We start from the raw sequence: 20,122 nt of genomic DNA, 5'->3' as shown, positions 1-20,122 counted from the left end.
TCACCATGAAGTGCGCAGCGGGTTCAACGAGTTCGGGTACTGCGGATCAGCCAGAGCGTGGCGGCCAGGCACAGGGCCGAGACACCGGACAGCAGGAGCGGGACCGCGCGGATCCCGGACCACTCGATGGCCTTGCCCAACGCCGGGCCCGCCACCACCCCGCCGGCCATGGAGGCGGCGATGACCACCGCTCCCGCTCTGCGGGCCTGCGGGGCCGCCCGGTTGAGCCACGGCAGCCCGGTCGGGAAGATCGGCGCGATGAACAGGCCGACACCTGCGTACGCGTACGGGGCCAGTGCCGGGACCGCGGCGAGCAGCAGGCACACCGTCATGCCCGCGCACGAGACCGTGATGATGGCTTGGGCCGAGAAACGCAGCGCGATCGGGGCGACCAGGAAGCGGCCGACGGTCATCATCAGCCAGAACACGGACGTCGCGGTCGCGGCGAATCCGGCGCTGTGGCCGACGGTCTCCAGATGGGTCGGCTCCCAGCCGCCGACACCGGCCTCGATGCCGACGTGCAGGACGTACAGGGCGATGAACACGGCGAGTACGGAGCCGAGACTGCGAGCCAGTACCTGGCCGCCGTTCGACTCGCCGGCCGCCTCGGACGGCTGCGGCGCCCGGTCGCGCACGCCGCGCAGGCACAGCAGCAGCGGCAGGTTGGCCAGCGCGAAGCCGAGGAAGACGGCCGGGTAGTGCGCGGCGCCGACCACGGCGATCAGGGCCGGGCCGAGGATCGCGCCGATGCCGAAGTGGGCGTGGAGGATGTTGAGCATGGCGGTCGAGCGGTGGCCGAAGCCGACGGCGAACAGCTGATTGAGGCCGTAGTCGATACCGCCGAACCCGATCCCGGCCAGCAGGGCCATGACCAGGGCGGTCGGCCAGTTCGGCGCCAGCGCCAAGCCGGCCGCGCCGACGGCCATCAGCAGATACGAGGCGCCCAGGATCCGCCGGTTGCCGATCCGGCCGTAGAGCCGGTCGAAGAGCAGCACGCCGGCCACCCCACCGACGAAGTGCGCGCTCAGCCCGAGGCCGGCCGCCGACGGGGACAGGCCGAACTCCTCGCGGAAAGCGGGAATCGCGGGGCCGTACAGGGCCTGGAGGGCGCCCATGAGGATGAAGCCCACACAGGAGGCGACCACGGCGGCGGGGCTGAAGACCCGGACCGCCCGGGGATGCGGGGGTGCCGGCGGCACTGCTGTCATGGAGCGTGATGTTACCGGTAACATCACGCCGCTCGTCAAGATCCGTGCGGCACTCTTCGGCGGGAGGCTCCGATGATCGCGGGTGGCGCGTTTCTGGACTGTCAGTACAGATTCTGGACATGTAGTCTAGAAGTCGCTCGATGGACAGAGGGCGGTGTCGAGGGCGGACGGGGAGTGCGTGATGGCGGCCGAACAGGCCCTGGAATCCGAGCGGGACGCGATCGTCGCCGCGCTGGCGCCGGTCGTCGACGGGCTCGCGGCCACGTTCGGGCCGATGTGCGAGGTGGTCCTGCACGACTATCGGCGGCCGGAGAAGTCCGTGGTCGCCGTGGCCGGTTCGGTGACCGGGCGGGCCGTGGGCGGGGCGATGAGCGAGATCGGCATGCGGATCGTCGCGCGCGGCGACGGGGCCGGCGATGAGCTGAACTACGTCACCCGGACCCGTAACGGCAAGCTGGTCAAGGCGTCCACCATGGTGCTGCGGGACTCCACGGGCACCGTGTTCGGCGCCCTCTGCGTCAACCTCGACGTCACCGCCGTCGCCGACACCCACGCCCTGCTCGGCGCCCTCGCCGGCATCGGCGGCACCCCGGCCGACGTGCCGGTCACCACCTTCGGCAACGACATCGACTCCGTCGTCGAGGCCATCCTCGACGCCCACCGGCTCCGGCAGAACGGCAGCTGGGCCGCTCTCGACCGCGCGCAGCGCCTGGAGCTGTTCCGTGGCCTGGACGAGAGGGGCGTCTTCGGCGTGCGGCGCGCGATCGAACAGGTCGCGGCACGGCTCGGCATCTCCCGCGCGTCCGCCTACAGCTATCTGTCGCAGGCGCGAACCGATGCCCGGACGGCGACGGACCGGGCGGCGGCAGACGGCGCGGCCGATCGAGCGCCGGACGGCGCGACCCACCGTGCGACCGATCGCACAGTCACCGACGAGACATCCCCTGGAGGACACGCGTGACGACCACCACCCCGCCGGTCACCCTCGACGACGTCCGTGATGCCGCCGCGCGGCTCAGGAGTGTCGCGCACCGCACGCCGGTGCTGCGCTCGCGCACCCTCGACGAACTCGTCGGTGCCGAGGTCTTCCTCAAGTGCGAGAACTTCCAGCGCGTCGGCGCCTTCAAGTTCCGCGGCGCCTACAACGCGGCCTCGCGGCTGACGCCGGAGCAGCTCGCCCGCGGAATCGCCGCCTACTCCTCCGGTAACCACGCCCAGGCCGTCGCCCTGGCCGCCCGGGAGCTCGGCACCACCGCGGTGATCGTCATGCCCGTGGACGCCCCGCCGTCGAAGCGGGCGGCGACCCTCGGCTACGGCGCCGAGATCGTCACCTACGACCGCTACACCGGCGATCGCGTCGCGATCGGCGAGGCCCTGGCCGCCGAGCGCGGCCTCGCCCTCATCCCGCCCTACGAGCACCCGCATGTCATCGCGGGTCAGGGCACCGCCGCCCTCGAACTGCTCGAAGAGGTAGGGGAGTTGGGCGCCCTCATCGCGCCGGTCGGGGGCGGCGGACTGATCGCCGGCAGCTCCACGGTGGCCAAGGGCCTGCACCCGGACATCCGGATGATCGGCGTCGAGCCGGAGGCCGGCGACGACACCAAGCGGTCCCTGGAAGCGGGGCGGCGCATCAGCATCCCGGTGCCGTACACCATCGCCGACGGGCAGGCCCTGCACACACCCGGGGAGCTGACCTTCTCCGTGAACCGGCGGCTCGTCGACGAGATCGCGCTGGTCGGCGACGACGAGATCCGGGACGCGATGCGGTTCGCGTTCGAACGCCTGAAGATCGTCGTCGAGCCGAGCGGGGCCACCCCGCTGGCCGCCCTGCTCACCGGCCGGGCGGGTGCGCTGCCGCGCCGGGTCGGCGTGATCGTCTCCGGCGGCAACGTCGACGCCGAGCGCTTCGCCGAACTTTGCGGGAAGCGGGCCTGAGCGGGCGTTCCCCGATTGGCGGCCACGGATGGACGGGCGGACGATGGAGTGGTAGGGGGCCGGACCGCCGACGGCGATGCCCAGGGCCGCCGGGGAGACCGGCCCAGGCCGCGGTGAGCCGCGGCCGGAAGGGAGCGCGTCATGGTGTTGGAAGTGAAGCCGCTCGAAAAGCCCGACGAGCGCCGTGATTTCCCCCGCGGCCACCTCGAAGCCGTCCACATGACGGATCTCGACTTCGCTGTGGCGACCTTCGAGCCCGGCTGGCGCTGGACGGAGTCCGTGGGCCCGATCGCGGGCACCGAGAGCTGTCAGATGCACCACAACTGCTACATGCTCCAGGGCCGTCTGCACATCCGCATGGATGAGGGCGGCGAACAGGAAGTCGGCCCCGGAGACGTCTTCGTCTGCTCGCCCGGGCATGACGCCTGGGTCGTGGGTGACGAGCAGGTCGTGCTCTACGACTTCCAGGGACAGACGGCGAGGGAGTACGCGAAGAAGTGATGGCGAGGGAGTACGCGAAGACGTAGTACCGGCCGCTCCGCGCCGGTTCGTCGGCTCGTCACACGGTGACGACGACCTTCGCGCGCGCGTGCTCCACCTCCACGTACCGGATCGCCTCGGCCGCCTCGCTCAGCGGATACGTCCGCTCGATGGCCGGGGCGATCTTCCCGGACTCGGCGAGTTCGCGCAGCGCCGCGAGGTTCGCCCTGCTCTGCCTGGCCGGGAGTTCGCGCAGCCGCTGGCGGGTGAACGGCGCCGCCAGCCGCCTCTTGAAGAAGAGCCCCATCGGTCCGACGACGCTGCCGCCCTCGTACACGCCGCCGCCGGACAGCACGAGGGTGCCGGTGGGAGTGACCGCACGCCGGAACGCGGCCAGCGAGTGGTTGCCCACCAGGTCCAGTACGACGTCGTAGCGTCGGCCGCTCCGGGTGAAGTCCTCGCGCGTGTAGTCGATGACGTGATCGGCGCCGAGTGAGCGGACCAGGTCCACGTTCCTCGTGCTGCACACCGCGGTCACCTCGGCGCCGTACGCCTTGGCGAGCTGCACGGCGAACGTGCCCACCCCGCCCGACGCGCCGTTGACCAGGACCGTCTGGCCCCGCTGCACCCGGCCCACGTCCCGCAGTCCGATCAGGGCGGTGTTCCCCGCCAGGGGTATCGCGGCCGCCTGCTCGAAGGTCAGGTCGGCCGGCTTCGGGCCCACCATGGAGTCCTTGGCGCACACGAACTCCGCGAAGGCGCCGTCGGCCTCCCCGAACACCTCGTCGCCGGGTTCGAGCCCCACGACCCCGCTGCCCACGGCTTCCACGCGGCCGGCGAAGTCCCGGCCCCGGATCCTGGCCCTCGGCCTGGAGAGCCCGAAGGCCAGACGGGCGATCTTCGGGTCGCCGTGCATCAGGTGCCAGTCGTAGGCGTTGACCGAGGCCGCGTGCACCCGCACCAGCACCTCGTCGGCCGCCGGCACCGGAGTGTCGAATTCCCTGAACTCCAGCGTGTCCGCCGATCCGTACCGGTCCTGAACCACAGCTTTCATGGGATCCCCCTCTGTTTCTGGCGACAGTACGGAAGTCCCGCAGAACCGGATATCGGGGATGAACCCTGATTTTCTCCGGAGCCGACCCGGCCTTGCCCTGAGAAAACCGATCGGTTTACCCTGACTAGGGCGCGGCCGATGCCGCGGCTGCCGCCGGCGCGAAGAGGGTGTACGCCACCGCCCGCGACCCGCGCACCGTCACGCACCCCGACGCCGTACCGCTCGCACTGGAGGTGACCGACCCCGCGTCCGTCGCCGCGGCCGCCGAGCGGGCGCAGGGCGTCACCCTGCTGATCAACAACGCGGGAGCCTCGGTGAACGCGAACTTCCTCGACTCGCCCGTCGACGACGTCCGGCGCGAATTCGAGACCAACTTCTACGGGCCGCTGCTGGTCACCCGGGCCTTCGTCCCCGTCATCGAGCGCAACGGCGGCGGCCACATCCTCAACGTCCACTCCGTGCTGTCGTGGCTCGGCCTCGCCGGCTCCTACAGCGCGTCCAAGGCCGCCTTCTGGTCACAGACCAACTCGCTGCGACTCGACCTGAAGCCGCGCGGCATCGACGTCACCGGCCTGCACGTCGGATACGTCGACACCGACCTGAGCTCCGGCATCGACGCGCCCAAGTCCACGGCCGAGAGCGTCGCGGCCCAGGCCCTCGACGGGATCGCGTCCGGCGCCTACGAGGTCCTGGCCGATGACATCTCACGGCAGGTCAAGGCCGGCCTGGCGGCCGATCCGGTCGCCCTCTACCCGCAGCTCGCCGCCGCCTGACGACCCCCGACCGCCCTGATCACACCGGCAGCAGGCGCGCCACCAGCGCGCTGAGCTGCCGGGCGGTGCGGCACTCGTGCATCTCGACCAGTTCGGCGTAGTCGGGCGCGGCGGAGTCGCCGGTGCCCCAGCGGGAACGCTGCTCGGGGTTCAACCAGTGGACGCGGCGCGCCCGTTCGGCGATCTGCCGGACGGCCGGCAGGTTCGGGTCGCTCATGTTGGTGCGGGCGTCGCCGAGGACGAACACGGTCGTGCGCGGGCCCACCGCGTCGCCGTACCGCTCCGCGAACTCGCCCAGTGCCATGCCGTAGTCGCTGCTGCCGTGATAGCCGGTGAGCGTGGCCTCCGCCTCGATGCGCGCGCTGAGCCCTTCCGGGTCGGCGGTGCCGCGTTGGAGCAGCCCGGTCACCTCGTCGATCCGGTTGACGAAGGCGAACACGCGCACCTTGCTGAACTGGTCGTGCAGCGCCTGCACCAGCAGCATCGTGAAGTCCGAGAACCCGGACACCGAGCCCGACACATCGCACAGCAGCACCAGTTCGGGGCGCACGGGACGGCGTCGGCGCAGCACCGGCTTCATCGGCACCCCGCCCGTCGACAGCGACCCGCGCAGGGTCCGCCGCAGATCGATCGAGCCCCGGGAGGCACGGCGGCGACGGGCCGCGAGCCGGGTCGCGAGCTTGCGGGCGAGCGGCTGAACCGCCCGGCGCAGCTCGGCCAGTTGAGCCTTCCCCGCGAACAGGAAGTCCACCCGGTCCGCGGTCGGCGTCACCGCCCGCCGGGCGATCTCGTCCCGGCCCCGCCGCTCGGCGACCCGGCGGCGCGCCTCCGCGGCCACCAGCGCCCGGAACGCCTCGATGCGCCGCCGGATCTCGTCCTCCAGCAGCCGGTCGGCGAACCCCGAACTGCCGCCCTGCGCCCGGATGTCGTCACGGACGCGGGCGAGCAGGGTCTGCGGGCGCAGCCGTTCCAGCGCCTGGTACGACGACCAGCCGTCCGACTCCGGCGCGGAGCCGTAGCCCCCGAAACCGTCGACCGCCTCGACCGCCAACCGGCCCATCATCGACCGGTCGTCGGCGGTGAGCGCGGCCGCCAGCCGGTCGCGCAGGTCGTCCCGTCCCGCGGCCTTCTGCTCCGGCCCGCCGACACCGCGCGGGAAGTACAGGTCGAAGACCGGGTCGAACACCTGCCGCTGGCCGGTGCCGTGCAGCAGCGTCGCCGCCAGCCCCTCGCGCAGCAGCTCCCGGTCCGCGAGGCCGAGCGCCTCCACCGCCTGTGCCGCGTCCACCGTCTCGCCGGTACCGATCCGCACGCCGTGCGCGCGCAGCGCCCCGACGAGGGACGTCAGCCGCTCGGCGACACCCGCGGGCGTGGTCACGGCGCGTCCAGGGCGTCCAGGTCCAGCTTGGTGGACGCCTTGAGGACGTCGTCCTGGTGCTTGAGGAGTACGCCGAGGCTGGCCTGCACGACCGTCTCGTCCAGCGTGTCGGCGCCGAGCGCGAGCAGCGTGCGCGCCCAGTCGATGGTCTCGGCGACCGACGGCACCTTGCGCAGGTCCATCGCCCGCAGCGCGCCCACGACCCGTACGACCGAGCGGGCCAGCGCCTCGTCGAGGCCCGGCACCTTCAGCCGTACGATCCGGCGCTCCAGCTCCTCGTCCGGGAAGCCGATGTGCAGGAAGAGGCAGCGGCGGCGCAGCGCCTCGGACAGTTCCCGGCTCGCGTTGGAGGTGAGGACGACGAACGGGCGGCGCGTCGCGGTGATGGTGCCCAGCTCGGGGACGGTCACCTGGAAGTCGCTGAGCACCTCCAGGAGCAGGCCCTCCACCTCGACGTCCGCCTTGTCGGTCTCGTCGATCAGCAGCACCTTGGGGTCCTCGCCCCGGATGGCGGTCAGCAGCGGCCGGGTGAGCAGGAACTCCTCGCTGAAGATGTCGGTGCGCGTCTCGTCCCACGTCTCGTCGCGGCCCGCGCTGATGCGCAGCAACTGCTTGGCGTGGTTCCACTCGTACAGCGCCCGGGACTCGTCGACCCCCTCGTAGCACTGCAGACGCACGAGCCGCGCCCCGGCGACCTCGGCGACGGCCTTGGCCAGCTCCGTCTTGCCGACCCCGGCCGGGCCCTCCACCAGGAGCGGCTTGCCGAGGCGGTCGGCGAGGAAGACGGTCGTGGCGACCGCGGGCGAGGCGAGATAGCCGGTCTCGGCCAGACGCGCGGAGACGTCGTCGACGGATGTGAACAACGGGGCCTCCAGGTCGGTGCTGAGCGTGCTCCGCCTATCTAAGCGCTTGTTCACCGCCTGTGTCACCCGGTATACCGATCGGTTTCCGGTGGGCCGGGTGCGCGGTAACCTCGCTCCATGACCGCGACCAGGGACCGTTTGCTCGACGCAGCGGCCGAGCTCTTCTACCGCGACGGTGTGTCCATCGGCGTCGAGGCGCTGTGCCGGACCGCCGGCGTCTCGAAACGGTCCATGTACCAGCTCTTCTCGGGGCAAGGGCGAGGTCCTCGCGGCGAGCCTGGAGCGACGGCTTCCGGCGTACGAGGCCCAGCTTGCGTCCGGTTCCGAGGACACGGCAACGCCACGCGAGCGGGTCCTCCAGGTCTTCGAACGGCTGGAGACGGCGTCCACCGAGCCCACCTACCAGGGCTGCCCCTGTCTCGCCGCGCTGGTCGAGTTGAAGGATCCCGGACATCCGGCGAGTGTGGTCGCCCGTGGGGCGAAGGAGCGGCTGAAGGGCTTCCTCCGTACGCAGGCGGAGGAGGGCGGGGCGCGGGATCCGGAGCTGCTGGCGCGCCGGCTGATGCTGGTCTTCGACGGCGCCAGTGCGCGCGGGCGCCGGGATCGAGACGCTGGACGGCTTGACCACGGCAACCGTGACGGCGCTCCTGCACGCGGCCGACATGAAATGAAGAGACGGCCGCCGAAGCGGCCGTCCCCCGTGGTCGCTCTCTCATGAGGCCACCGCGACCGCCCCCACCGCCGCGGTCCGCAGCATCCGCCGGGCCGTGACCAGGCTCGTCCCCAGCGTCACCACCGCCGCGACCGCGACCACCGCGGCACCGATGCCGTAGACCTCGCCCGGCAGCACCCCGTCGGTGCGGACCACGGTGAACGGGACGATCCCGGCCAGCGCGGCCACCATGCCGAAGAGGACCCCGGTGACGGTCAGGATCAGCGTCTCGGCGCCGACCGTCCCAAGCACCTGATGCGGGGTCGCGCCCGCCAGGCGCTGCTGACCGAACTCCCGGACGCGGTAACTCGTCGCCGCGTACAGCGAGTTGACCAGCATCACGCAGACGAAGACCACGATGATGCCGACCACCGTGAAGTTGAGCGTCTCGAGGTTCTTGGCGTCGACCGACTTCGTCAGACCCGAGGCCTCGACGGCGTCGCTCTCCACCGCCTGCATGGTGAGCGTGGCCGTGGCCACCGCCGTGAACAGGATCAACGACACCAGGATCCCGGCCAGTTGACCCGCCCGCTCCCGCAGATTCCGTACGGCCAGCCAGCCGCTCGCCCCGCTCAGCGACAGCCGGTCCAGCACGCCCCGCAGCAGTCGCGGCGCCATCAGCGCGAAGCCCACCGACAGCAGGATCGCCCCGTAGGCGGGCGGCGCCATCAGGGCCGCGTCCGTCGCCGAGAACACGAAGGTGGAGGAGGCCGAAGCCGCACCGGTGAGCAGCGCGGCGTAGGCGAGGAACTTCCTTGCCCCGCCCCGCCGTTCCTTTCCACGCGTCGCCCGCCGTACGGCGAGGAAGGCGGCGCCGGCCGACGCGAGCAGCGTGATGTCGATGCCCGTCATCAGGGCGATCGGGCCGAAGGAGTGCTCGACGGATCCGGCGACCTGGCCGCTGTCCTGGAACACGTCCAGCAGCGCCCGACCGGCCAGCATCGCCGGGCCGATCGCCAGCGCCGCGCCCACCACCGCCACGACCACCGCCTCGCCGACCACCATCCGCCCCAGCTGCGCCGGAGTCGCCCCCGAGCAGCGCAGCAGCGCCAACTCGGCGGCGCGCTGACGGACGTTGACCGTCAGGGTGGAGGCGACGGCGAAGAACACCAGCAGGGTGCCGTAGCCGCCGACCACGCCCGCCGCGGTGGACAGGGTCTCCGCGCTGGTCGGGTCGACGCCGTCCTGCGCCGCCGTGTCGTGCATCGAGTTGAACGTCATGATGATCGCCGCGCCGAGGAACGCGGCCAGCAGGGTGGCGAGGAACCGCCCGGGGCGGTGCCGTATCGACCGCATGGCCAGCAGGAACATCGCTCACACCCCCGTCGCCACGTTGTCGCCGAGGTGCGCGAGGCGTTCGGCCACCGCGTCGGCCGTCGGGGCGTCCACCCGGCCCGCCAGCCGGCCGTCCGCCAGGAACAGCACCGAGTCCGCGTACGAGGCGGCGACCGGGTCATGGGTCACCATCACCACGGTCCGGCCGTGCACCCGCACCGCCTGCTGGAGCAACCGCAGCACGTCGCGTGCGCTGCGCGTGTCCAGGGCGCCCGTCGGCTCGTCCGCGAAGATCACCCGGGGCTTGGTCACCAGCGCACGGGCGATCGCCACACGCTGCCGCTGCCCGCCCGACAACTGGTCGGGGCGGTGTCCCAGCCGGTCGCCGAGACCCACGGAGGCCAGGACCTCCTTGGCCCGCTCGCGATCCACGCGCTGCCCGGCGAGCTTGAGCGGCAACACCGTGTTCTGCGCGACGGTCAGCGTCTCCAGCAGGTTGTACTGCTGGAACACGAACCCGATCCGCCCACGCCGGAACTTCGTCAACTCGGCCTCGCCGCCCCCGGTCAGCTCGGTGCCGTCCACCCGCACGATGCCGCTGTCGGGCCGGTCGAGCCCGGCCGCGCAGTGCAGGAGCGTGGTCTTGCCGGACCCCGACGGCCCCATCACCGCCGTGAAGGTGCCCCGCCCCAGACCGAGGGTGACCCCGTCCAGAGCGGTCACGGCACTGTCGTGCGCACCGTAGGTCTTGGTGACCTTGACGAGCCGGAGCGCCTCGGCGGCGGGTCCCTGGTCGTGCGTCGTTCGCGAGCCTGAGCGAAACATCGTCATCACTCTCCGTCCGGCACTCCCTGTGCCCTGCCGAAGAAGCTACGGAGGCGGCGACGTGACCACATTGGGCGCAGAACCCGTGTTGCGGGGTGTACTCAGCGACACCTCGGACCGGGGGTCAGCCGCCGGCGCGGCCCTCCGGCGGATCAGGGAAGAGCCCCTCATGCCACTCTTGAACCAGCCGGTCCGGGGAACCCGGGCGCCATGGACGATCAGGGCCGCACCCACACCTCGTACTGGATCGAGACGGCACCGCCCGGCGACCTCGCGCCGCCACCGGACGGTGACCTCACCGTGGAGGTCGCGGTGGTGGGCGCGGGCATCGCCGGGCTCAGCACGGCCTGGGAGCTCGCCCGCCGTGGCCACGAGGTCGCCGTATTGGAGGCGGACCGCGTCGCCACCGGCGTCACCGGGCACACGACGGCCAAGCTGAGCGCCCAGCACACCTTGATCTACGACCGGCTGCGCCGCACCCGTGGCAAGGAGGGGGCGCGCCTGTTCGCGGCCTCGCAGATGGACGCGATCCGGCACGCCGCCGAGACCGCGGACGCGCTCGGCGTGGACTGCGACTGGGAGGGCACGGCGGCGTACACCTTCGCCGAGGACGCCGACCGCACCGATGAGCTGCGGGCCGAGGCCACCGCGGCCCGGGAGGCGGGGCTGCCCGCCGAGTACGTGACCGACACCGACCTGCCGTTCCCGGTCGCGGGCGCGGTGCGGGTCGAGGAGCAGGCACAGTTCCACCCCCGCAAGTACCTGCTGGCACTGACCGAGGACCTGCGCCGCCTGGGTGGCCGCGTGCACGAGCACACGCGTGTGGTCGGGCTCTCCGAGGGCGACCGGTGTGTCCTCACGACCGAGGACGGGGTGAAGGTGACCGCGCGCTCCGTCGTCGTCGCCACTCACTATCCGATCTTCGACCGGGCCCTGCTGTTCACCCGGCTCTCGCCCCGCCGCGAACTCGTGGTCACCGCTCCCCTCGACACGACCGCCGCTCCGATCGGCATGTACATCACCCCCGAGCAGAACACCCGCTCCGTCCGCACGGCACCCTACGAGGACGGAAAACGCCTGCTCATCGTCACCGGAGAGCACTTCACCCCGGGGACCGGCGGCGATGTCGAGGCGCGGTTCGAGGCCCTGTCCGCGTGGGCGGTGGAGCGCTTCGGAGACCTCGACTTCACGCACCGGTGGGCCACCCAGGACAACGACCCCACCGACTCCGTGCCCCTCGTCGGCCCGCTGCACCCCGCGAGCCGGCACACCTACGTGGCCACCGGCTTCGGCGGCTGGGGACTGGCGAGCGGGATCATGGCGGGCCGCCTCCTGTGCGATCTGATCACCGGCCGCGAGAACGCGTGGAGCGATCTGTACGATCCGCGCCGGGTGACGTCCGTGCTGCGCGAGGGGAAGGACTTCCTCAAGCACCAGGCCGACGTGGCACGCCACTTCGTCGGCGACCGGCTCCAGCACCTGCCGGGCCCCTCGGCCACGTCGGTGGACGAGATCGCCCCCGGCGACGGCGCGGTCGTCCACGTCTCCGGGAAACGCTGCGCGGTCCACCGCGACGACGACGGCAAGGTGCACGCCGTCTCCGCGAAGTGCACGCACCTGGGCTGCATCGTGGCGTTCAACCGCGCCGAACGGGCCTGGGAGTGCCCGTGCCACGGCTCCCGCTTCGATCCGGACGGCCATGTGGTGCAGGGCCCGGCGGTGCGGCCCCTGGAGCCGCGGGACATCTGAGGCCCGGGGGCACGGCCTCAGCCGACCAGGACGACCTCCAGGGTGCGCGGACCGTGCACTCCCTCGACCCGGTCCAGCTCGATGTCACTGGTCGCCGAGGGACCCGAGATCCACGTCAACGGGCGGGCGGGATCGAGACGTTCGAGCGCCTGCGGTACGGACGACACGACCTGCTCGGGGACCCGTACGACACAGATGTGGTGGTCGGGGACGAGGGTGATGCGGCGTCGGCCCTGGTCGGGGGAGCCGTCCAGGACGATGGTGCCGGTCTCGGCGACGGCCACCGCGCACGCCGTGACCACACTGTCGATGCGGTCCAGCTCGTGCGGGGTGCTCTCCGCCCGGTCCGGGACCGGCTCCGCGTCGGTCGCCGAGAGCCACTCGGGGTCCAGCCCCGGCGGCATGAGGACCGTCTTCGCCCCACGCGCGGCGAGCATCCCGGCGATCGTCGCCGGGAGATCGGCGGCCGTGCAGCGGTGCACGACGGCCCGGTAGTCGGCCAGGTTCTCGGCCAGCAGATCCACCGTCTGCGCGACAGTCCGCTCCCCGTGCTCACGCAGATAGTCGCGCAAAACCGCCTGCTCGTACGGCGAGTCGTCCTGTCGTACGTCCGCCAGCGCGCGCCGCACCCGGCCCAGGATCCGTTCCCTGCTGCTCACTTCGCACCGTCCTTCGCGCCCCGCGTACGCTGCCACCAGTCCCGGAAGGGCTCCGCGGGCACCGCCGGCAGATCCCGGCTGCCGCTCCACGCCTTGCCCGGCCCCGGCAGTGACCGCGGATGCAGACTCCGGGTCCGCGAGGCGAGCCGCTGACCGGTGCGCAGGACCCCCGGGTGGCGGAAGGCCCAGCGCGCCGCCCGCATCGCGGCCCGCTCGGCGGCATGCCCCTTCGCGGGCTTCAGCACCACCTTGTTGCCCCGCGAGGTGACCTCACCGCCCTGGACGACCCGCTCCCGCAGATGCACCAGCACCTCGGGGATGTCGATGGCGACCGGACACACCTCGTAGCAGGCACCGCACAGCGACGAGGCGTACGGCAGCGAGGCGTCGATCTCGCTTGCCACGCCCCGCAGTTGGGGGCTGAGGATGGCGCCGATCGGACCCGGGTAGACCGAGCCGTACGCGTGCCCGCCGGCCCGCTCGTACACCGGGCACACGTTCAGGCACGCCGAGCAGCGGATACAGCGCAGGGCCTGGCGGCCGACCTCGTCGGCCAGGGTGTCGGTGCGGCCGTTGTCGAGCAGGACCAGGTGGAAGTTCTCCGGCCCGTCGCCGTCCGTCGTACCGGTCCACGTCGACGTGTACGGATTCATGCGCTCGGCCGTCGAGGAACGGGGCAGCGTCTGCAGGAACACCTCCAGATCCCGCCACGTCGGCACGATCTTCTCGATGCCGACGACCGAGATCAGCGTCTCGGGCAGCGTCAGGCACATCCGCCCGTTGCCCTCGGACTCCACGACCACCAGCGTGCCGGTCTCGGCGACCATGAAGTTGGCGCCGGAGACGCCGACCTTGGCGCGCAGGAACTTCTCACGAAGGTGCAGGCGGGCCGCCTCGGCGAGTTCGGCGGGCGTGTCCGTGAGGCCCTCGGGGGCCGGGCGGCCCCACTCGCTCATCTCGCGTTCGAAGATGTCCCGGATCTCACCCCGGTTGCGGTGGATCGCAGGGACGAGGATGTGCGAGGGCCGGTCCTTGCCCAACTGCACGATCAGCTCGGCGAGATCGGTCTCGTAGGCGCGGATGCCCTCCGCCTCCAGCGCCTCGTTCAGTCCGATCTCCTGCGTGGCCATCGACTTGACCTTGACGACCTCCGGCTCACCGGTCGCCTTGACGAGGTCCGCCACGATCCGGTTGGCCTCGTCGGCGTCGGCGGCCCAGTGAACCGTGCCGCCCGCCGCCGTGACCGACACCTCCAACTGCACGAGGTAGCGGTCGAGATGACGCAGCGTATGGTCCTTGATCCGCTTCCCGGCCTCCCGCAGCGCCGCCCAGTCGGACACCTCCGCGACGGCGTTCGCCCGCTTGGCTCGGATGGTGTGCGTGGCATGGCGCAGATTGCCGCGCAGGGTCTGGTCGTGCACCGCCTCGTGCGCGGCCTTCGGAAAGGCCGGCATCCCTACGAACGTCCCGCTCATACGGCCGGCTCCTCCTCCGTGCTCGCCAGGATCTCCGCGATGTGCACGGGCCGCATGCCCGTCCGCAGCCGGGCCATGGTCCCGCCGATGTGCATCAGACAGGAGTTGTCGGCCGCGCACAGCACCTCGGCCCCCGTCGACTCTGCGTTGCGTACCTTGTCCGCGCCCATCGCCGCCGAGACGTCGGAGTTCTTCAGCGCGAACGTGCCGCCGAACCCACAGCACTCGTCGGCGCCCGGCAACTCGGCCAGCTCCAGCCCCTTGACGGCCTGGAGCAGCCGCCGGGGCCGCTCGCCGAGCCCGAGCCCGCGCAGCCCATGGCAGGTCGGGTGGTAGGTCACCTTGTGCGGGTAGTAAGCCCCGACGTCCGTCACCCCCAGCACGTCCACCAGGAACTCCGTCAGCTCGTACGTCTTCGGCACCACCGGCGCCAGCGTCGCGGCGAGGGTGTCCCCGCGCCCCTCGGCCCGGGCCCGCTCACCCATCCGCGGATACAGTTCCCGCACCATCGCCCCGCACGAGCCGGACGGGGTGACGATCGCGTCGTACTCACCGAAGACATCGGAGAAATGCCGGGCCAGCGGCTCGGCCTCATGACGGTATCCGGTGTTGTAGTGCGCCTGTCCGCAACAGGTCTGGGCCATCGGGAAGTCGACCTCGACGCCCAGCCTGGTCAGCAGTTTCACCACGGCGCGCCCGGTGTCCGGATAGAGCGTGTCGTTGACGCAGGTCAGGAACAGGGCGACACGCATCGCGGCTCCTTGTGATCGATCATCGGATGAGTGCAGGGTAGTGCGGGCATGCGGCCCGGGGGAGACCCCGCTCACCGCCGGGTGAGTTTCACCCTCGGGTGAGCCGGGCCTCCGCCTCGCTCCAGCGCGCCGCGTCCCCTCGCGGCTCGTACCGGGTCAACGGCTGCGTACGAGTGAGCAGTCGCCGCCCGTCGGCGAGGTCGCCGACCAGCCCATGGGCCCGGGCCTGGACCAGGACGTTCCCGAGGGCGGCGGCCTCGGTCGGACCGGCCACCACCGGCAGCCCGCAGGCGTCGGCGGTCAGCTGGCACAGCAGGGCGTTGCGCGTGCCACCCCCGACGACGTGCACGACGTCGACCGGATGGCCGGCCAGCCGCTGGGCGTCGGCGATCGCCCGGCGGTGGGCGAGGGCGAGCGAGTCGAGGATGCAGCGCGTGATCTCGGCGGGCGAGGCGGGCACCGGCTGCCCCGAGGCACGGCACGCCTCGGCGATCCGCTCCGGCATCCGCCCCGGCGCCAGGAACGCCGCGTCGCCCGCGTCCACGACCGACCGCAGCGCCGGCACCTTGGACGCCTCCAGCAGCAGTCCGCCCAGACCGGGGTCGCCCCACGCCCGTACGCACTCCTGGAGCAGCCACAACCCCATGATGTTCCGCAGATACCGGACCGTGCCGTCCAGCCCCAGCTCATTGGTGAAGTTGGCGGCCCGGCTCTCCTCGGTGAGCACGGGGGCGTCCAGCTCGAGTCCCGCCAGCGACCAGGTGCCGGTGCAGATGTACGCGAACCGCTCGCCGTCGGCCGGGACGGCGGCCACCGCGGACGCGGTGTCGTGCGACCCGACCGCCGTCACCGGCACGGGACCGGCCAGCCCGGTCTCCTCCAGCACCTCGCCGCGCAGCAGCCCCGCGGGGTCGCCGGGTTGCCTGAGCGGCGCGAACAGGCCCAGGTCGATGCCGAGCCGGGAGGCGATGTCGTACGACCACGCGCGCGTGCGGGGATCGATCAGCTGGGTGGTGGAGGCGTTGGTGAGCTCGGTGCCCTGCTCGCCGGTGAGCCAGTACGTCAGCAGATCGGGGATGAGCAACAGTCGCCGGGCACGGGCCAGTTGCTGGGTCTCACGCGCCGCCGTCAGCTGGTACAGGGTGTTGAAGGGGGCGTACTGCAGGCCCGTCGCCGCGTACAGTTCGGCGGCCGGTACGGTCGCCCACACCTTCTCCGCGACGCCCTCGGTGCGGGAGTCCCGGTAGTGCACGGGATTGCCGAGCAGCGCCCCGTCGGCGTCCAGCAGGCCGTAGTCCACGGCCCAGCTGTCGATGCCGACGGAGTCGACCTGCCCCGCGGCCTTCAGCCCCGCCAGGACACCCGCGTACAGCGCGAGCACGTCCCAGCGCAGCCCTTCGGGCACCCGAACGGGCCGGTTGGGAAAGCGGTGGGCCTCGCTCAGCTCCAGCGAGTCCGGGCCGACGCGGCCGACCATGACCCGCCCGCTGGAGGCGCCCAGGTCGACCGCGGCGTACGACTTCACGGACGCGCTCACCGCAGGAAGGCGGCCGCGACGCCGGCGTCGACCGGGATGTGCAGTCCCGTGGTGTGCGTCAGGTCCCCGCCGGTCAGCGCGAAGACGGCGTTCGCGACATGGTCGGGCAGCACCTCGCGCTTGAGGATGGTCCGCTGGGCGTAGAACTCGCCCAGCTTCTCCTCCTCGACCCCGTACACCGCGGCCCGCTTGGCCCCCCAGCCACCGGCGAAGATCCCGGACCCACGCACCACGCCGTCCGGGTTGATCCCGTTGACGCGGATGCCGTGCTCGCCCAGCTCGGCGGCCAGCAGCCGTACTTGATGAGCCTGGTCGGCCTTGGTGGCGGAGTAGGCGATGTTGTTGGGTCCGGCGAAGACGGCGTTCTTCGAGGCGATGTAGACGATGTCACCGCCCAGCTCCTGAGCGATCATCACACGCGCCGCCTCCCGCGACACCAGGAAGGAACCGCGCGCCATGATGTCGTGCTGGAGGTCCCAGTCCTTGGCCGAGGTCTCCAGCAGCGGCTTGGAGATGGAGATACCGGCGTTGTTGACCACCAGATCGACCCCGCCGAAGGCCAGCACGGCCGCCTTGAAGGCCTCCGCGATCTGCTCCTCGGACGTGACGTCGACGGTCACCGCGACGGCCTTGTCCGGCCCGCCCAGCTCCTCGGCGACGGCCTGGGCGTTCTCGGCGTTCAGATCGGCGACGACCACACAGGCGCCCTCGGCGACGAGCCGCTGCGCGATGGCCTTCCCGATCCCGCTGCCCGCGCCCGTCACCAGCGCGACCCGGGTCGCGAGCGGCTTGGGCTTCGGCATCCGCTGAAGCTTGGCCTCCTCCAGGGCCCAGTACTCGATACGGAACTTCTCGGACTCCTCGATGGGCGCGTAGGTGGAGACGGCCTCCGCCCCCCGCATCACATTGATGGCGTTGACATAGAACTCGCCGGCCACTCGTGCGGTCTGCTTGTCCTTGCCGAAGCTGAACATGCCGACCCCGGGGATCAGCACGATCGCCGGGTCGGCGCCGCGCATGGCGGGGGAGTCGGGCAGTGCGTGCCGCCGGTAGTAGGCGGCGTACTCCTCGCGGTACTCGGCGTGCAGCTCCCCCAGCCGGGCGACGGCCTCGTCGAGGGGCGCGGTGGGCGGCAGGTCGAGGACGAGCGGCCGCACCTTGGTCCGCAGGAAGTGGTCCGGGCACGAGGTGCCCAGGGCCGCGAGCCGCGGGTGCTCGGCGCTCGCGAGGAAGTCGAGAACGACCTCGGAGTCGGTGAAGTGACCGACCTGCGGCCGGTCCTGGGAAGCGATGGCACGGACGACCGGCGCCAGCGCCGCGGCCCGCTCCCGCCGCTCGACGGCGCCGAGCGCCGCGTACCCCTCGATCACCGGCCCGAAGGGCTCCGGCTTCCCGCGCTCGGCGAGAAACGCCTCGGCGGTGCGGATGATGTGCAGCGAGTTCCGCTCGCACTCCTCGGAGGTGTCACCCCAGGCGGTGATGCCGTGGCCCCCGAGAATGCACCCGATGGCCTGCGGGTTGGCGGCCTTCACGGCGGCGATGTCGAGCCCGAGCTGGAACCCGGGCCGCCGCCACGGCACCCACACCACGGTGTCACCGAAGCACTCCGCGGTCAGCTTCTCGCCGTCGGCGGCACAGGCCAGCGCGATGCCGGAGTCGGGGTGCAGATGGTCCACGTGCGCGGCCTCGACGAGCCCGTGCATGGCGGTGTCGATGGACGGAGCCGCCCCACCCTTCCCATGCAGGCAGTAGTCGAAGGCGGCGACCATCTCGTCCTCGCGCTCGACGCCCGGATACACGTCGACGAGCGCCCGCATCCGGTCCAGCCGCAACACCGCGAGCCCCGCCTCGGTGAGCGTCCCGAGGTCCCCACCGGACCCCTTGACCCACATCAGCTCCACGTCACCACCGGTGACGGGGTCGGTGTCGGTGCCCTTGGCGGACGCGTTTCCGCCGGCGTAGTTGGTGTTACGGGGGTCGGAGCCGAGCCGATGGGAACGGGCGAGGAGGGCGGCGGCTTCGGGATGGGTTGCCATGTCTGTTCAGTCCTTCTTGACGAGGGCGAGGGATAGCGCCCCTTCAGGGGCGCGGGGCTGTGTTGAATGTGCGGCTACCGCCGCGCGGGCGCGACCAGCCACATACGGCCCGCAGCCCGAAGACAACAGATCTCGGCAGACGCTTACGCCCCCCACCCGGCCTGCTCCCCACCAACCCGCTCGGCCACGATCTTCTCGGCCCACCCGGACCGGCGGTACGCGGCGATCGGATTGGCGTCGAGACCCATCTCTTCCCGCACCTCACCCAGCAGCGGCCGCACATCCGTGTTGTACGCGTCCATCAGCACAGCGTTGGCCTCAAGCACGTCACCGGCAGCCTGCGCCTCGGCCAGAGCGACGCGGTCGACCAGCAGCGCCTTCGCCGTGGCCTCCTGCACGTTCATCACGGACCGGATGATCGCCGGGATCTTCGCCTCGATGTTGTGGCACTGGTCGAGCATGAACGCGACCTCGGGCGAGAACCCGCCCCCACGCACGACCTCGTACATGATCCGGAACAGCTGGAACGGATCCGCGGCCCCGACCATCAGGTCGTCGTCCGCGTAGAACCGGGAGTTGAAGTCGAACCCCCCGAGCTTCCCCTCCCGCAGCAGCGTCGCGACGATGAACTCGATGTTGGTCCCGGGAGCGTGGTGCCCGGTGTCGACCACGACCTGCGCCTTCTCGCCGAGCTTCAGGCAGTGCGCGTACGCCGTCCCCCAGTCCGGCACATCGGTCGTGTAGAAGGCCGGCTCGAAGAACTTGTACTCCAGCAGCATCCGCTGCCCCTCGCCCAGCCGCTCGTACACCTCGGCCAGGCCCTCGGCCAGCCGGTCCTGCCGCGCCCGGATGTCGTCCTGCCCCGGGTAATTCGTGCCGTCCGCGAACCACAGCTTCAGATCCCGCGACCCGGTCGCGTCCATGATGTCGACGCACTCCAGCAGATGGTCGACGGCCTTGCGCCGCACCACCGCGTCCGGGTGGCAGATGCTGCCCAGCTTGTAGTCGTCGTCCTGGAACGTGTTGGAGTTGATCGCGCCCAGCTTCACGCCGCGCTCCTCGGCGAATTTGGCCAGCGCGCCGTAGTCCTCGACCTTGTCCCACGGAATGTGCAGCGCGACGGTCGGGGCCACACCGGTGAAGGCGTGCACCTGAGCCGCGTCCTCAAGCTTCTCGCGCGGCGTACGCGGAACGCCCTGCTGGGCGAAGACCTTGAACCGCGTCCCCGAGTTCCCGTACGCCCACGACGGCGTTTCGACTGCCTGGGTCTTGAGTGCGGCCTTCACCGCGGCGAGCTCGGTCACTGAGGGCTCCTGTGACATCGGGACGGAAGTCGGACGGTAGACATCTGAACGGCTTCGCTGTGAAACGATTCAAGACGGGAACGTATGAGCCGTCCGGTGGAGTGTCA

At 71.5% G+C, this 20,122-nt stretch carries 16 protein-coding genes and 2 pseudogenes; 6 read left to right on the top strand and 12 right to left on the bottom strand.

Features of this window, described 5'->3' with window-relative positions:
* Positions 1–23 precede the first annotated feature (23 nt).
* Positions 24–1,208, bottom strand: coding sequence for an MFS transporter (locus ACIREI_RS10480; RefSeq protein WP_403330009.1), 1,185 nt, complete (start codon positions 1,206–1,208; stop codon positions 24–26).
* Between the two features lie 181 nt (positions 1,209–1,389).
* Between ACIREI_RS10480 and ACIREI_RS10475 the strand changes: the two genes are divergently transcribed.
* The 3 genes from ACIREI_RS10475 to ACIREI_RS10465 all read left to right on the top strand — a co-directional run bounded on the left by ACIREI_RS10475 (position 1,390) and on the right by ACIREI_RS10465 (position 3,644).
* Positions 1,390–2,169 (top strand): transcriptional regulator, encoded by a 780-nt coding sequence (locus tag ACIREI_RS10475; protein ID WP_403330006.1) that lies wholly within the window; start codon positions 1,390–1,392, stop codon positions 2,167–2,169.
* Positions 2,166–3,143 carry a pyridoxal-phosphate dependent enzyme gene (locus ACIREI_RS10470; RefSeq protein WP_403330005.1) on the top strand — a complete coding sequence of 326 codons (978 nt, stop codon included), beginning with the start codon at positions 2,166–2,168 and terminating at the stop codon, positions 3,141–3,143. The genes ACIREI_RS10475 and ACIREI_RS10470 overlap by 4 nt, the downstream gene beginning before the upstream one ends.
* Before the next feature lie 144 nt (positions 3,144–3,287).
* On the top strand, positions 3,288–3,644 hold the full coding sequence (locus tag ACIREI_RS10465; protein ID WP_403330880.1) for a cupin domain-containing protein: 357 nt from the start codon (positions 3,288–3,290) through the stop codon (positions 3,642–3,644).
* A 58-nt stretch (positions 3,645–3,702) separates the two neighbouring features.
* Here the strand turns inward: ACIREI_RS10465 and ACIREI_RS10460 are convergent, their stop codons facing one another.
* On the bottom strand, positions 3,703–4,677 hold the full coding sequence (locus tag ACIREI_RS10460; RefSeq protein ID WP_403330003.1) for an NAD(P)-dependent alcohol dehydrogenase: 975 nt from the start codon (positions 4,675–4,677) through the stop codon (positions 3,703–3,705).
* 143 nt (positions 4,678–4,820) lie between these two features.
* Here ACIREI_RS10460 and ACIREI_RS10455 point away from each other — a divergent pair.
* Positions 4,821–5,450 (top strand): annotated as a pseudogene (locus tag ACIREI_RS10455) (SDR family oxidoreductase); the annotation flags it as partial.
* A gap of 19 nt (positions 5,451–5,469) precedes the next feature.
* On the opposite strand, the gene ACIREI_RS10450 reads toward ACIREI_RS10455, so the two are convergent.
* Both ACIREI_RS10450 and ACIREI_RS10445 read right to left on the bottom strand, forming a co-directional pair.
* On the bottom strand, positions 5,470–6,828 hold the full coding sequence (locus ACIREI_RS10450) for a VWA domain-containing protein (protein WP_403330000.1): 1,359 nt from the start codon (positions 6,826–6,828) through the stop codon (positions 5,470–5,472).
* Entirely contained in the window at positions 6,825–7,691 is an 867-nt protein-coding gene (locus ACIREI_RS10445; RefSeq protein ID WP_403329997.1) for an AAA family ATPase, read from the bottom strand. Before ACIREI_RS10445 ends, ACIREI_RS10450 begins: the two co-directional genes overlap by 4 nt.
* A 117-nt stretch (positions 7,692–7,808) precedes the next feature.
* Between ACIREI_RS10445 and ACIREI_RS10440 the strand changes: the two are divergent.
* Positions 7,809–8,362, top strand: a pseudogene (locus ACIREI_RS10440) (TetR/AcrR family transcriptional regulator).
* Between the two features lie 41 nt (positions 8,363–8,403).
* On the opposite strand, the gene ACIREI_RS10435 reads toward ACIREI_RS10440, so the two are convergent.
* Positions 8,404–9,714 (bottom strand): FtsX-like permease family protein, encoded by a 1,311-nt coding sequence (locus ACIREI_RS10435; protein ID WP_403329994.1) that lies wholly within the window; start codon positions 9,712–9,714, stop codon positions 8,404–8,406.
* Positions 9,715–9,717: 3 nt separating this feature from the next.
* On the bottom strand, positions 9,718–10,509 hold the full coding sequence (locus ACIREI_RS10430) for an ABC transporter ATP-binding protein (protein ID WP_403329991.1): 792 nt from the start codon (positions 10,507–10,509) through the stop codon (positions 9,718–9,720).
* A gap of 204 nt (positions 10,510–10,713) precedes the next feature.
* Between ACIREI_RS10430 and ACIREI_RS10425 the strand changes: the two genes are divergently transcribed.
* A complete protein-coding gene (locus tag ACIREI_RS10425) occupies positions 10,714–12,252 on the top strand; it encodes an FAD-dependent oxidoreductase (protein ID WP_403329988.1) in 1,539 nt (512 codons plus the stop codon).
* Between the two features lie 17 nt (positions 12,253–12,269).
* On the opposite strand, the gene ACIREI_RS10420 is transcribed toward ACIREI_RS10425, so the two are convergent.
* From ACIREI_RS10420 to rhaI, 6 genes are all read right to left on the bottom strand, one after another.
* Positions 12,270–12,911, bottom strand: a complete 642-nt coding sequence (locus tag ACIREI_RS10420; RefSeq protein ID WP_403329985.1) for a lactate utilization protein C — start codon at positions 12,909–12,911, stop codon at positions 12,270–12,272.
* Positions 12,908–14,386 (bottom strand): LutB/LldF family L-lactate oxidation iron-sulfur protein, encoded by a 1,479-nt coding sequence (locus ACIREI_RS10415; protein ID WP_403329982.1) that lies wholly within the window; start codon positions 14,384–14,386, stop codon positions 12,908–12,910. Before ACIREI_RS10415 ends, ACIREI_RS10420 begins: the two co-directional genes overlap by 4 nt.
* Positions 14,383–15,138: a (Fe-S)-binding protein gene (locus ACIREI_RS10410; protein WP_403329979.1), complete on the bottom strand. Its 756-nt coding sequence runs from the start codon at positions 15,136–15,138 to the stop codon at positions 14,383–14,385. Before ACIREI_RS10410 ends, ACIREI_RS10415 begins: the two co-directional genes overlap by 4 nt.
* 88 nt (positions 15,139–15,226) lie before the next feature.
* Positions 15,227–16,675, bottom strand: coding sequence for a rhamnulokinase family protein (locus tag ACIREI_RS10405; RefSeq protein ID WP_403329976.1), 1,449 nt, complete (start codon positions 16,673–16,675; stop codon positions 15,227–15,229).
* Positions 16,672–18,711, bottom strand: a complete 2,040-nt coding sequence (locus tag ACIREI_RS10400) for a bifunctional aldolase/short-chain dehydrogenase (RefSeq protein WP_403329973.1) — start codon at positions 18,709–18,711, stop codon at positions 16,672–16,674. Before ACIREI_RS10400 ends, ACIREI_RS10405 begins: the two co-directional genes overlap by 4 nt.
* A 143-nt stretch (positions 18,712–18,854) precedes the next feature.
* Positions 18,855–20,015, bottom strand: a complete 1,161-nt coding sequence (rhaI, locus tag ACIREI_RS10395) for an L-rhamnose isomerase (protein ID WP_403329970.1) — start codon at positions 20,013–20,015, stop codon at positions 18,855–18,857.
* Positions 20,016–20,122 lie beyond the last annotated feature (107 nt).

The sequence above is a fragment of the Streptomyces sp. NPDC093591 genome (assembly GCF_044764885.1).
In the GTDB taxonomy this organism is placed as follows: Bacteria; Actinomycetota; Actinomycetes; order Streptomycetales; family Streptomycetaceae; genus Streptomyces.
Note: the sequence above shows the minus strand (reverse complement) of the source record. Positions and strands in the feature narration are given on the sequence as shown.